General features: G+C 70.1%; 7 protein-coding genes. 3 read left to right on the top strand and 4 right to left on the bottom strand.

Features of this window, described 5'->3' with window-relative positions; all coding sequences use genetic code 11:
- Nucleotides 1-88 precede the first annotated feature (88 nt).
- Entirely contained in the window at nt 89-1,549 is a 1,461-nt protein-coding gene (locus tag CEK65_RS00565) for an MATE family efflux transporter (RefSeq protein WP_152180424.1), read from the bottom strand.
- A gap of 509 nt (nt 1,550-2,058) precedes the next feature.
- Here CEK65_RS00565 and CEK65_RS00560 point away from each other — a divergent pair.
- The gene (locus CEK65_RS00560) at nt 2,059-2,466 is read left to right on the top strand and encodes an RNA-binding S4 domain-containing protein (protein WP_152180423.1); all 408 of its coding nucleotides are present in this window, start codon (nt 2,059-2,061) and stop codon (nt 2,464-2,466) included.
- Between the two features lie 417 nt (nt 2,467-2,883).
- On the opposite strand, the gene katG is transcribed toward CEK65_RS00560, so the two are convergent.
- Together katG and CEK65_RS00550 are read right to left on the bottom strand one after the other, a co-directional pair.
- Nucleotides 2,884-5,133 (bottom strand): catalase/peroxidase HPI, encoded by a 2,250-nt coding sequence (katG, locus tag CEK65_RS00555; RefSeq protein ID WP_152180422.1) that lies wholly within the window; start codon nt 5,131-5,133, stop codon nt 2,884-2,886.
- 243 nt (nt 5,134-5,376) lie between these two features.
- On the bottom strand, nt 5,377-8,685 hold the full coding sequence (locus tag CEK65_RS00550) for an AAA family ATPase (protein WP_226980424.1): 3,309 nt from the start codon (nt 8,683-8,685) through the stop codon (nt 5,377-5,379).
- A 352-nt stretch (nt 8,686-9,037) separates the two neighbouring features.
- On the opposite strand from CEK65_RS00550, the gene CEK65_RS00545 reads away from it, so the two are divergent.
- Together CEK65_RS00545 and CEK65_RS00540 are read left to right on the top strand one after the other, a co-directional pair.
- Nucleotides 9,038-9,733 carry a YafY family protein gene (locus tag CEK65_RS00545; RefSeq protein ID WP_152180420.1) on the top strand — a complete coding sequence of 232 codons (696 nt, stop codon included), beginning with the start codon at nt 9,038-9,040 and terminating at the stop codon, nt 9,731-9,733.
- A 57-nt stretch (nt 9,734-9,790) separates the two neighbouring features.
- Complete coding sequence (locus tag CEK65_RS00540) at nt 9,791-10,450, top strand: glutathione S-transferase family protein (RefSeq protein WP_152180419.1); 660 nt, start codon at nt 9,791-9,793, stop codon at nt 10,448-10,450.
- Nucleotides 10,451-10,686: 236 nt separating this feature from the next.
- Here the strand turns inward: CEK65_RS00540 and mutS are convergent, their stop codons facing one another.
- Entirely contained in the window at nt 10,687-13,314 is a 2,628-nt protein-coding gene (gene mutS, locus CEK65_RS00535) for a DNA mismatch repair protein MutS (protein WP_152180418.1), read from the bottom strand.
- Nucleotides 13,315-13,379: the final 65 nt, after the last annotated feature.

Genomic DNA, 13,379 nt, shown 5'->3' with positions numbered 1-13,379 from the left:
ACGGCTTGGGCTTAGTTCGCTGCGGCTGCATGACAGTCGACTCCCGCACAGACAAGGGCGCCTGTGGATCGCGACGCGAGCGCAGCTTTCAGCGCGCCGGATCCTGCGCCACCGCCACGTCGGCGACCGGCGCCGGCGGCTGCACCGGCACTTCCGCCGGATGCGCCATGGTCTCCGGCCGCGACGGCGCCAGCATCCGCGCGGTGCGCCAGTTGCCCCAGCGGTAATACGCCAGCGACAGCAGCATCGCGCAGGTGGCGCTGGTCGGGAAGCTCCACCACACCGCATCGGCGCCCAGTTGCGGCTGCAGCAACTGCGCGAACGGCACGCGGATGCCCCAGAGCGAGAGCGCCAGGATCAGCAGCGGCGGGATCACCGCGCCGGTCGCGCGGACCACGCCGGAGATCACGAAGGTCACCCCGAAGAACAGGAACGACCACACCGCGATGTGATTGAGGTGGCGCGCGATCTCCAGCGCCGCACTGTGCGGCGGCAGGAACAGCGCCAGGGTCCAGCGGTCGAACAGGATCAGCGGCGCGATCAGTGCGCCGGTCAGCAAAAAGTTGAACAGCACGCCCTTGCGCGCAGTCGCCGCGACGCGGTCCCAGCGCTGCGCGCCGACGTTCTGCGCGGCCATCGACGAGCAGGCCGCGCCGATCGCCATCGCCGGCATCTGCAGATAGGCCCACAACTGCAGCGCTGCGCCGTAGGCCGCGGACGTGTCGGTGCCGTAGCCGTTGACCAGGGCGATCATCACGATCATCGCCAGCGAGATCAGCACCATCTGCAGGCCCATCGGCACGCCCTTGACGATCAGCGCACGCAGGATCGGCAGGTCGAGCCGGAACAGCCGCGCGTCGCGGCGGCCCAGCCACAGCACGTGGCGCTTGTGCCGCAGGTACAGCAGCAACCCGGTCAGCGACACCGCCTGCGCGATCAGCGTGGCCCAGGCCGCCCCGGCGATGCCCAGCTTGGGGAACGGTCCCAGCCCGAACAGCAGCAGCGGGTTGAAGCCGATGTCCAGCACCACCGACAGCAGCAGGAAGCGGAACGGCGTGCGCGAATCGCCGGTGCCGCGCAGCGCCGCCGACAGGAACGCGAAGGTGTACAGCAGCGGCATCGCCAGGAAGATCACCCGCAGATAGGCCTCGGCCAGCGGCAGCGACGCCGCCGGCGTGCCCATCGCCGCCAGCAGGTGCCGCGCCAGCCACCAGCCGCCGGCGGCGATCAATACCGAGATGCCGATGAAGAAGGTGGCGCTGGTGCCCATCACCCGCCGCGCCTGGGCCACGTCGCTGCGGCCCATCGCCTGGCCGATCAGGATGGTGGCGGCCATGCCGATGCCGAACACCGAACCGATCAGGAAGAACATGATGCTGTTGGCGTTGGCCGCGGCGGTGAGCGCCGCTTCGCCGAGATAGCGGCCGATCCACACGGCATTGACCGAGCCGTTGAGCGACTGCGCGATGTTGCCGGCCAGGATCGGCAGCGAGAACAGCAGCAACTGGCGGCCGATCGGGCCTTCGGTGAGCGCAGCGGGCTTGGTCATCGCGGGTCGGGAGCGAGCGTGAGCCGGCCACACTAGCACCGACGGATGTCGGCGGGGCGATGGGCGGATCTGGGTCTGCAGCGTTCGTGCCGCAGGCGGGCAGGGGCGGGCCTGCGCCGCCCCACGGCGGGTGGCGTGCGCCCTTACTGGGGGGGGCGGTCCTGCCCAAGCCGCAGGAGCGCGCTGCGGCGAGGGTGGAACTGCGTTCGGCACGGCTCGGGTCATTGCTTGGTGCCGGGTAGGGGGTGACGCCAGCAACGGCATGGGACATGAAACCTGGGCGAACCGCCCCCCGCTGCGCCTGCCTCGAGGTCGCTCGCTCTCTGCCAACCCATTCATCCCGGAGGGTAGGTCCCCACAGGGCGGTACTTGCATTGGTGCGATCGCATCGCCATCTGTGCGGAGAGACGTGTGCGCCGCGCATGCCCTCGGCGGCGCGATGGTGTCCGATCCGGCGTGGCCTTTTGACTGCCTGCAATCCCCAACGCGAGTGGATGTCGAGCAACGCAATGAATGAATCTGTCGTACAAGCTGCCGCGGTGCGCCTGGATGTCTGGCTGTGGGCCGCGCGCTTCTTCAAGACCCGCAGCCTGGCCAAGCAGGCAGTGGAGACCGGCAAGGTGGACGTGGACGGGCAGCGGCCGAAATCCTCGCGCGCGGTGCGCGTGGGCGAGCAGGTGCGCGTGCAGCGCGGCGACGAGGTGTTCGAGATCCAGGTGCTGGGGCTCAGCGACACCCGCGGCCCGGCCAGCGTGGCGCAGACCCTGTACCTGGAGAGCGAGGCCTCGCGCGAGCGGCGTGCGCAGTTGCGCGCGCAGCGCAGCGCCGAGCGCAACGGTTACCAGGCGCCGGAGGGCAAACCGGACAAGCGTGCGCGGCGGCTGATCCGCGCGCTGGGGGATCTGGACGCGCTGTAGCCGAGTCCGCTGCGCCTGGCCGAGGATCGGTGCGGTTGACCGAGATTGCAGCGACGACCGAATGGTGCCGTGACGTTGCCGAAGGTGGGTGGTGCGCTGGTCGCGTGTTTCGCTCGATGGCCAGTCGCTGCAAGCAACATCAGGCTTCCTCGGCTGCATGCAGTCGGGACTGAAGTCCCTCCCACAACCGGCTTGCGCCCTGGCGAGCGTCGGCGTGCTCATGGCGGTTGACACACCGTGGGAGCGACTTCAGCCGCGACGCAGGGCGGTCATTCCTCGTCATCCCCATTCGTGCGTTGCCCTCTGCGACAGAGCGTGTGGAGCCGTTGCACTCGCGACAACGCCCCGGCGAGCGGGGCGTTGCCGTCATGCAACCAGGACAAGCGAGGCGCCGCTGCGGCGCCCCGTCTGCCGTCGTCAGTCGGCCAGGTCGAAGCGATCCAGCTGCATCACCTTGGTCCAGGCGGCGACGAAGTCGCGTACGAACTTCGCCTGCGCGTCGGCGCTGGCATAGACCTCGGCCACCGCGCGCAGCACCGAGTTGGAGCCGAACACCAGGTCGGCACGGGTGCCGGTCCACTTCACGGCGCCGTTCTTGCGGTCGCGGCCTTCGTAGACGTCCTTCATCTCCGAGGTCGCCTTCCACTCGGTGCCCATGTCCAGCAGGTTGGCGAAGAAGTCGTTGCTGAGCACGCCCGGGCGATCGGTGAACACGCCGTGCGCGGACTGGCCGCTGTTGGCGCCGAGCACGCGCAGGCCGCCGACCAGCACGGTCATCTCCGGGGCGGTCAGGGTCAGCAACTGCGCCTTGTCGATCAGCAGCGCTTCGGCCGACAGCGCATAACGGCGCCTGGCGTAGTTGCGGAAACCATCGGCGATCGGTTCCAGCACCGCGAACGATTCCACGTCGGTCTGTTCCTGCGAGGCGTCCATGCGGCCCGGCACGAACGGCACCTCGACGATCTGTCCGGCCAGCTTGGCCGCCTGTTCCACCGCGGCGGCGCCGCCGAGCACGATCAGGTCGGCCAGCGAGATCTTCTTGCCGCCGCTCTGCGCGCCGTTGAACTGCGCCTGGATGTCCTCTAGCGTGGCCAGCACCTGTGCCAGCTGCGCCGGCTGGTTGACTTCCCAATCCTTCTGCGGGGCCAGGCGGATGCGCGCACCGTTGGCGCCGCCGCGCATGTCCGAGCCACGGAAGGTGGAGGCCGCGGCCCAGGCGGTGGACACCAGTTGCGCCACGCTCAGCCCGGAGTCGAGCAGGGTCTTCTTCAGTGCGGCGATATCCTGCGCGTCGACCAGCGGGTGGTTCACGGCCGGGATCGGGTCCTGCCACAGCAGTTCTTCGGCCGGCACGTCCGGGCCGAGGTAGCGCGCACGCGGGCCCATGTCGCGGTGGGTCAGCTTGAACCAGGCGCGGGCGAAGGCGTCGGCGAACTGTTGCGGGTTCTCCAGGAAGCGGCGCGAGATCTTCTCGTAGGCCGGGTCGAAGCGCAGCGCCAGGTCGGTGGTGAGCATGGTCGGCAGGTGCTTCTTCGACGGGTCGTGCGCGTCCGGAATCACCGCCTCGGCGTTCTTGGCCACCCACTGGTGGGCGCCGGCCGGGCTCTTGCTCAGTTCCCAGTCGAACTTGAACAGGTGCTCGAAGAAGTCGTTGCTCCAGCGCGCCGGCGTCTTGGTCCAGGTGACTTCCAGGCCGCTGGTGATGGTGTCGCCGCCCTTGCCGCTGCCGAAGCTGTTGGACCAGCCCAGGCCCTGGCTTTCCAGGTCGGACGCTTCCGGCTCGGCGCCGACGTGGTCGGCCGGGCCGGCGCCGTGGGTCTTGCCGAAGGTGTGGCCGCCGGCGATCAGCGCCACGGTCTCTTCGTCGTTCATGGCCATGCGGCCGAAGGTGTCGCGGATGTCCTTGGCCGCCAGCAGCGGGTCGGGATTGCCGTCCGGGCCTTCCGGATTGACGTAGATCAGGCCCATCTGCACCGCGGCCAGCGGGTTCTCCAGGTCGCGGGTGTGGCGCGCTTCGCTGTCGTCGTCCTTCACCAGCACGCCGTGCGCCTCGTCCACGCCCGGCGAGCCGTGCGCGTAGCGCTCGTCGCCGCCCAGCCACTTGGTCTCGCGGCCCCAATACACGTCCTGGTCCGGCTCCCAGGTGTCGGCGCGGCCGCCGGCGAAGCCGAAGGTCTTGAAGCCCATCGATTCCAGCGCGACGTTGCCGGTTAGGATCAGCAGGTCGGCCCAGGAGATGGCCTGGCCGTACTTCTGCTTGATCGGCCACAGCAGGCGCCGCGCCTTGTCCAGGCTGACGTTGTCCGGCCAGCTGTTGAGCGGAGCGAAACGCTGCTGGCCGCGGCCACCGCCGCCACGGCCGTCGCCGGTGCGGTAGGTGCCGGCGCTATGCCAGGCCATGCGCACGAACAGCGGACCGTAGTGGCCGAAGTCGGCCGGCCACCAGTCCTGCGAATCGGTCATCAGTGCGTGCAGGTCGCGCTTGAGCGCTTCCAGATCGAGCTGCTTGAACGCCTTGGCGTAATCGAACTGCGGGTCCAGCGGGTTGGAACGGGCCGAATGCTGGTTGAGCAGGTCCACGCGCAACTGCTTGGGCCACCAGTCGCGATTGCTGGTGCCGCTGCCGCTGGCAGCCTGGTGGAACGGGCATTTCGATTCGCTGGTCATGGGAGGCTGCCTTGGCTCTTGGTGGACGAGATGGGGTGGCTCGGCGCCGCGATCATACGGCGGCGACACGGTGAAACTGGAGACACGATAGGCGGAAGCCGCGATTTAGAGAATTCGAATTCTTCTAATCAATCGATAGCGTGCAGCTATCGCATTGATGGCGATGCGCGGTGTGGCCGCGCATCGCGCGCCTGCCCAGCGCTCCCTGCAGTGGCCGCATGCCGCGTGCGTCCGTGACAGGACTCAGTCGACCGGCATCACATCGAAATCGCCGCCCAGCACGCGTTCCAGGCGTCCGCTGCGCCAGCCGCGGACGCTGTCGCGCACCAGCGGCGAAGGCGCGATCCGATAGCGTCGGCACACCCGCAGTTCGTCCTCGCCGATGGGCGCGCGCCGTGCCTGCCCGGGCAGGTCCGGGGCGACCCGCACCTGCACCGCGAGCCGGCGCAGGGTCGGTTCGTCGGCCTCCTGCTCCTGCACGTGCAGGCCGGCTTCCGCGTCCAGCAACGCCAGTGCCCCGAAACCGGCGATGGCCAGCCAGGCGCGGCCTTGCTGCGGATCCTGTGCCAGCACGTCCACCCGCATGTTGCGCTGCTCGGCCCAGGCCAGATACATCTGCAGCAGACGTTGCCACCACTGCCGTGCTTCGGCCGGATGCCGGTGCAGCTCGCTGGCGCCGATGCGCAGGTCCAGCAGCGCATCCTGCGGGCGTTGCTCCTGCAGCGCGGTGCTGGCCAGGTGCAGCAGCCACAGCAACTGGGTCAGGCGCGCCACGAACTCGCCGTCGCGCTGGGCGCCGCCGTCCAGCCGCGCGCGCAGGCGCACGGCGGTGGCCAGCGCGCTTTCGATGCGGTCGCGGCGCTCGATCCGGTCCAGCACCTGGAAGCGGCCGGAGTGCGACCAGAAATCGCGCTCGCCCATGGCGGCGAAATCGGCCTCGCGCGCCTGCCGCCAGGCCGGCGCGGCGTGCGATTCCTGCAGGCGATGCAAGGCCGCATCCAGGCGCGGCAGGACCGCGCTGTCTGCATTGGGCGCGTACACCAGGTCGCGCAGATCCGTGGGCGTGGCGGGGTCGACCGCCGCGGGCAGGGGTTCCGGCGTCGGCGGCGCGTCCGCTGCGATGAAGCGCACGTCGAGGCGGTCGCCGGCGCCGCGCACGAACAGGAACTGGTCGCCTTCGGGGGCGCGTTGCTCGACGATGCTGCGTGCCAGGGGCGCGAGCAGATGCTGTTCGATCGCGCGGCGCAGCGGCCGCGCGCCCAGGTCCGGAGTGAAGCCGCGGTCGAGCAGGAACTCGATCGCCGACGGCTCCCATTCCACCGCCCAGGCGCGATTGCGCAGGCCGCGCCGGGTCAGCGTGCGATCCAGTTCCTTGTGCAGGATCTCGCGCATCAGCGCCCGATCCAGCGGGTTGAACAGCACCACTTTGTCGAGCCGGTTGACGAACTCGCGGCGGAAGGTCTCGTACACCGCCTTTTCCACCGCGTTGCGCGAGTAGCCGCCGGCGACGGTGGCGAAGCCGGGGCCGGCGCCGCGGGCCAGCGTGGCGCCGACGTTGCTGGTGAGAATGATGATGCTGTGGCGGAAGTCGGCGGTGTTGCCGTTGCGGTCGCTCAGGCGGGCGTCGTCGAACACCTGCAGGAACAGGTCCCAGACCTTGGGGTGGGCCTTCTCGAACTCGTCCAGCAGCACCACCGAGAACGGTTGTTCGCGGATGCGTGCGATCAGCGTGCGCTGCCCGGCGCTGTCGTCGCCGGTGAGCCGGTACAGCGCGTCCTCGCCCTGGAACTCGCTCATGTCCAGGCGCAGCAGGCGCTCGGGAGTGCCGAACAGCAGTTCGCCCAGTGCCTTGGCCAATTCGGTCTTGCCGGTGCCGGTCGGGCCGGCGAACAGGAACACGCCGATCGGGCGGCGGCTGTCGATCAGCCCGGCCTTGAGCATGGCGATGCGGTCGAGCAGGGTCTCCACCGCCTCGTCCTGGCCCAGCACGCGCTTGCGGAAGAAACGGCGCAGCGTCTCCAGTTCCAGCCGTTGGCGATCGTCGATCACCTCCAGCGGCAGCCCGCTGCGCCTGGCCACCGCCTGCAGCAGGGCATCGTCGTCCAGCGGCAGGCGTGCGTCGTCGCCGTCCTTCGCGGCCTGCAGGGTCTCGTCGAGCAGCTGCAGCAGGCGGCCGGGTTCGTACTGATCGGGGAAGTACTGCGCGGCCAGGCGTTCGGCTTCGGCCAGGGCGCGCGCGTCGATCACCTCGGTCTGCAGCGCCTGCGCCTGGGCCTGCGCCCACTGCGCGCCGATCTGCGCCAGCGCGGTGGACGCGGCCGGCGCCAGCGTCACCACTTCGAAGCGCGAACGCGTGGTCGGCCGCGCCACCTGCAGTTGTGCCAGCTGCCGCGGCGTGATCTCGCCGATCAGGCGCAACTCACCGCGCTCCAGCGCCGGCAGCACCAGATCGAGGATGCCGCGCGGATCGCGCGAATGCGCGCCCTTGTGCAGCAGGTCGTAGAAGTCTGGCGCGCGCCAAAGGGCGCGCTCGCGGTGCAGGACCGCCAGCATCTCGCGGATGCGTCCCTCCAGTTCGCCGATGTAGCTCTGCCCCGCCAGGATCTCCGCAGCGGAGGCCTCGAACACACGCCAGCCTTCGCCGAGCAGGCGTTCGCTGAGCAGGTCGATCAGCACGCTCTTGCCCACGCCGTGCTCGCCGACCAGCAGGACCGGCTGCGGAGGCGTGGTCACCACGTGCTCGTAGGCGCGCTGCAAGGCCACGTCCAGCCCCGGGTGGCGCAGGCGCAGGCGCGCCGGCACCGCGGCGACGACACGGCCGAAGCCGCCGAGCACGCGCTGCTCGCGACGCCGCTTGCGTGCGTCGTGCAGGCGCTGCAGGAACGGCTCCAGCACGGGTTCCTTGAACTGCGCCAGGGTGTCGCCGAGTGCGGTCAGCGCTGCATCGTCGAGTTCGTCGAAATCCATCGGGCGGTCCGCCGGGGCCTTGCTTGCGGCCCACTGCAGATAGGCGCGCAGGCGTTGCCGGAACGGGACGACGTTCCACCACCAGTCGCGTGCGTGGCGCAGCAGCGCGTGCAGATGGTCGGCATCCGGCAGGCGCTGCAGGTAGTCGAACAGGAAGCTCAGCGGATACGAGCCCAGGTGCGGTAGCACGTCCAGGATCGCGTCCGCATCCGGGGGGCGGCGTTGCGCCAAGGCCTGCGCTGCCATGCACGGCAGCACGTAGCCTGGGCTGCCCAGCGCCTCGACCAGTTCCTGATGGGAGAACTCCGCGCCCGCCAGCAGCGCCACGCCGTGCTGGAACTCCGGAATCTGTGCCAGATCGGCAGGGCTGTGGATCTGCTCGTCCTGTGCTTCCACCTGCTGGCGCAGCCGCTGCAGATGCTGCGCCGGTGTCTCCTGCGTTGCCTCTGGCGCGGCGTGGTGGTTGTCGCTGGTGTCGGTCGCCGGTGCAGGCCGCTGCGCGGAGGCGCTGCGCCCGAGAGGGCGCGCCAGATGCAACAGCACCGCACCGACGACCACGCCGATGGCGAAAAGGGCAAATTCCATCATCGTCGCCTCAGTCCCGGATGCCGCGACGGCCGCTGCGCGGATGTGGCGCCCGCATGGCACCTGCGATGGTGCAGCGGGCCGGGGGGCGTGACGACGTTCGCGAGCGTGGCTGCATGCGTTCCCTCGTTGGATGTAGCCGTCGCGGACGCGTGCGGCCTGTGCTGGTGTGCGCGGCCCCGTTTGCGACGGAGCGGGGCGGTGCGTTCGCCGTCGAGTATAGAAGTCCGTGTTTCCTCCAGGCGACAGCGTCGCTGCGCAGTGCGACACCGATCGGACCGCAGCGCCAGGCGGGCGATGCCTGACGCAACAGTGCCTCCCGTTGGCGGCGCCTGCCCACTATCCTGTCGCGATGACCCAACGCGCCACCCGTCTGCTGCGCCTGCTCGATACCCTGCGCGGGCGCCGCCGGCCGGTGGCCGGGGCGCAGCTCGCCGCCGACCTGGGGGTGAGCCTGCGCACGCTGTACCGCGACATCGCCAGCCTGCGTGGGCAGGGCGCCGACATCCTCGGCGACCCAGGCGTGGGCTACGTGCTGCGCCCGGGCTTCCTGCTGCCGGAGTTGAACTTCAGCGAGGACGAGCTGGAGGCGCTGACCCTGGGCGCGCGCTGGGTGGCGCGCCAGGCCGATCCGGAACTGGCGCAGGCGGCGCAGCGCGCCATCACCCGGATCGGGGCATCGCTGCCGGCGCCGTTGCGGCTGGCGCTGGAGACCAGCGGGTTGCTGGTGCCCGCGCTCCCCGCCGCGCAGCCGGCGGCGCCGTGGCTGCCGGTGCTGCGCCGTGGCATCCGCCTGGAGCACGTGCTGCACATGGAGTACGCCGATGCCGGCGGCGTCGCCTCGCAGCGGCGCATCTGGCCGTTTGCGATGGCCTTCCTGGGCGGTTTCGGCATGATCGCGGCGTGGTGCGAACTGCGCGGCGACTTCCGCCATTTCCGTGCCGACCGGGTGTTGGCGCTGCGCGACGACAGCGAACGCTACCCGACGCGGCGGCATCTGCTGATCCGGCGCTGGCGCGCTGCTACCGGACACGGCGTCGGCTCCTGACAGCAGGTGTCAGCAGGGCACGCGCAGACTGTGTGGCGTCCACCACGGAGTCCGACCATGTCCCACGATCTTGTGCTCTACACCCACCCCATGTCGCGCGGCCGCATCGCGCGCTGGATGCTCGAAGAAACCGGCCTGCCGTACCGCGCGCAGATCCTCGACTACGGCACCGGCATGAAGACGCCGGCGTATCTGGCGATCAATCCGATGGGCAAGGTGCCGGCGCTGATCCACGGCACCACCACCGTCACCGAGAACGCGGCGATCTGCGCCTACCTGGCCGACCTGGTGCCGGAGCGGCAACTGGCGCCGCCGCTTGGATCGCCGGCGCGTGGCGATTACTACCGCTGGCTGTTCCTGCTGGCCGGCCCGGCCGAGGCGTTCCTGACCGCCAAGCAGCACGGCACGCTGGCCCCGGCGCACAGCGCGGGCTACGGCCATGGCGAGGATCTGCTGGACATGCTGGAGCAGGGCGTCGCCGGTCGCGAGCACCTGGCCGGCGATCGCTTCAGCGCAGCAGACCTGTATGCCGCGGCGTTCCTCGGCTTCTACACCCGCATCGGTGTGCTGCAGGCGCGGCCGGCGTTTGTCGCCTTCGTGCAGCGGCACATGGCGCGCCCGGCGGCGCAGCGTGCCGCGGCCATCGACGATGCGTTGCTGGCGGCGCATCCGAATCCGTTCATGCCGCGTCCGAACGCCGTGCCGGCGAGCGCTTAGCGGGATGTGGGATGACTGGAGGTTGGATATGCCGTGCGGGCGGACCCTCACCCCAACCCCTCTCCCGACGGGAGAGGGGCTTGCAGCCTTTCCTTCTCCCACTGGGAGAAGGTGCCCCGCAGGGGCGGATGAGGGTACGGGCGCAGCCTCGTGCGTCCTGACACTGCGAGACGCTTCGCGCCGGACCCTCACCCCAATCCCTCTTCCGGTGGGAGAGGGGCTGAATCGCAGGCCGCCTACAGCAGCGACTTGAGTCGGTACAGCGCTTCCAGCGCCTGCTTGGGCGTGAGTTCGTCCGGATCCAGCGCAGCCAATGCTTCCTGCGCGGCGGAGGGCGTGGCCGCGAACAGGCCGAACTGCTGCGGCGCGTCCAGCGCCTGCGGCGCCATCTGCGAGGCGTGGCTCTCGCCGCCGCGTTGTTCCAGTTCCGCCAGGCGTCGCCGCGCCTGCGCCACGGTGGTCCGGGGCAGGCCGGCCAGCGCCGCCACCTGCAGGCCGAAGCTGCGGTTGGCCGGGCCGTCCTTGACCGCATGCATGAACACCAGGCGGTCGCCGTGTTCGACCGCGTCCAGGTGCACGTTGGCGATGCCGCTGGGGCCGCCTTCGATCGATTCGTCGGCCAGTGCGGTCAGTTCGAAATAGTGCGTGGCGAACAGCGTGTAGCAGCGGTTGTGGTGGGCAAGGTGACGCGCCACCGCGTCGGCCAGGGCCAGACCATCGTAGGTGGAGGTGCCGCGGCCGATCTCGTCCATCAGCACCAGCGACTGCGCGGTGGCGTGGTGCAGGATGTAGCTGGTCTCGGCCATTTCGACCATGAAGGTCGATTGGCCGCGCGCCAGGTCGTCGCCGGCGCCGATGCGGGTGAGGATGCGGTCGATCGGGCCGATCACTGCGCGCCGCGCCGGCACGTAGCTGCCGATGTGCGCGAGCAGCACGATCAGCGCGTTCTGGCGCATGTAGGTCGATTTACCACCCATGTTCGGGCCGGTGATCACCAGCATGCGGCGGTCGGGGTGCAGGTCCAGGTCGTTCGGCTCGAACGGCTGCTCGCGCACCGCTTCCACCACCGGGTGGCGGCCGCGTTCGATGCGCAGGCAGGCGCCGGTCTCGAGTTCCGGCTGGGTCCAGTCCAGCGCCTGCGCGCGTTCGGCGAAGCCGGCCAGCACGTCCAGTTCGCTGAGCGCGGCGGCGGCGCGCTTGAGCGGCTCCAGGCGCTCGCTCAGCGTGTCCAGCAGGCCTTCGTAGAGCAGCTTCTCGCGCGACAGCGCGCGCTCGCGCGCCGACAGCACCTTGTCCTCGAAGTTCTTCAGTTCCTCGGTGATGTAGCGTTCGGCGTTGGTCAGGGTCTGGCGCCGGCTGTAGTGCACCGGCGCCTTGTCGGCCTGGCCCTTGCTGATCTCGATGTAGTAGCCATGCACGCGGTTGTAGCCGACCTTCAGCGTGGCGATGCCGCTGTTGGCACGTTCGCGCGCTTCCAGGTCGATCAGGAACTGGTCGGCGTTGGTACTGAGCCGGCGCAGCTCGTCCAGTTCGGCGTCGTAGTCGGCGGCGATGACGCCGCCGTCGCTGAGCTTGAGCGGCGGCTGCTCGGCGATCGCCGACGCCAGCAGGTGCGCGATCTCGTCGTGCTGGCCCAGCTCCGCCGCCAGCGCGGCCAGCCGCGGCGAATCCAGCGGTGCCAGGACCGCGCGCACCTTCGGCAGCAGGCCCAGGCCGTCGCGCAGGGTGGAGAAGTCGCGCGGGCGTGCCGAGCGCAGGGCGACGCGGGTGAGGATGCGTTCGACGTCGCCGAGCGCGCGGAACGCCTCGCGCAGGTCGGCGTCGGCGCCGCGGTCGATCAGCGTGCCGACCGCGTGGTGGCGCTGCACCAGCACCTCGCGCAGGCGCAGCGGGCGGTGCAGCCAGCGCCGCAGCAGGCGCCCGCCCATCGGCGTGACCGTGCTGTCGAGCACGCCGAGCAGAGTGTTGCGGGTGTCGCCATCGACGCGCGTGTCCAGCTCCAGGTGGCGGCGGGTGGCCGCGTTCATCGCGATCGCCTCGCCGGCGGTCTCCATCGCGATCGCGGTCAGGTGCGGCAGGCGCTGCTTCTGGGTTTCCTCCACGTAGCCGAGCAGGGCGCCGGCGGCGGCGGTGGCGCGCCGGCCTTTGCCGGTGATGTCGTCGTCGATGCCGAAGCCGCTCAGATCGTGCAACTGGAAGAACGCCAGCAACTGGCGGCGGCCGCTGTCGGCGTCGAACAGCCACGGCGGCCGGCGGCGCACGCCGCGGCGCTCGCGCAGGAACTCCGGCCACTGGTCCTCGTCGGGCACCAGCAGTTCGGCCGGCTCCAGCCGCGCCAGCTCCGCTTCCAGCGCGTCCTCGCTGTCGACCTCGTTGACCAGGAAGCGGCCGCCGGCCAGGTCGGCCCAGGCCAGGCCGTAGCCGTGCTTGTTGCGTGCGATCGCCATCAGCAAGGTGTCGCGGCGCTCGTCCAGCAAGGCCTCGTCGGTCACCGTGCCGGGGGTGACGATGCGCACGACCTTGCGCTCGACCAGGCCCTTGGCCAGCGCCGGATCGCCGATCTGCTCGCAGATCGCCACCGACTCGCCCAGCGCCACCAGCCGTGCCAGGTAGCCCTCGTAGGCATGCACCGGCACCCCGGCCATCGGAATCGGTGCACCGCCGGAACTGCCGCGCTGGGTCAGGGTGATGTCCAGCAGCCGCGCGGCCTTGCGCGCGTCGTCGTAGAACAGTTCGTAGAAATCGCCCATGCGGAAGAACAGCAGCAGGTCCGGGTACTCGGACTTTGCGGCGAAGAACTGCTTCATCAGCGGGGTGTGCTCCGCTGCGCTTCCAGGAACGTGGGTCTTTTCTCGATTCTGCATCTGATTCAGTGACTTAATGAATTTCGGGGTGGCTTTCCGTGGACAAGTATGGACGGGTGCCGGCA

The sequence above is a fragment of the Xanthomonas sp. LMG 12459 genome, from assembly GCF_009192905.1.
Classification (GTDB): Bacteria; Pseudomonadota; Gammaproteobacteria; order Xanthomonadales; family Xanthomonadaceae; genus Xanthomonas_A; species Xanthomonas_A sontii.
Note: the sequence above shows the minus strand (reverse complement) of the source record. Positions and strands in the feature narration are given on the sequence as shown.

Excerpts from the sequence above, each read along its gene's own strand:
- CEK65_RS00550 (WP_226980424.1), bottom strand. The coding sequence starts at position 8,685 with ATGGAATTTGCCCTTTTCGCCATCGGCGTGGTCGTCGGTGCGGTGCTG.
- mutS (WP_152180418.1), bottom strand. The coding sequence starts at position 13,314 with ATGCAGAATCGAGAAAAGACCCACGTTCCTGGAAGCGCAGCGGAGCAC.
- CEK65_RS00540 (WP_152180419.1), top strand. The coding sequence starts at position 9,791 with ATGTCCCACGATCTTGTGCTCTACACCCACCCCATGTCGCGCGGCCGC.
- katG (WP_152180422.1), bottom strand. The coding sequence starts at position 5,133 with ATGACCAGCGAATCGAAATGCCCGTTCCACCAGGCTGCCAGCGGCAGC.
- CEK65_RS00545 (WP_152180420.1), top strand. The coding sequence starts at position 9,038 with ATGACCCAACGCGCCACCCGTCTGCTGCGCCTGCTCGATACCCTGCGC.
- CEK65_RS00565 (WP_152180424.1), bottom strand. The coding sequence starts at position 1,549 with ATGACCAAGCCCGCTGCGCTCACCGAAGGCCCGATCGGCCGCCAGTTG.
- CEK65_RS00560 (WP_152180423.1), top strand. The coding sequence starts at position 2,059 with ATGAATGAATCTGTCGTACAAGCTGCCGCGGTGCGCCTGGATGTCTGG.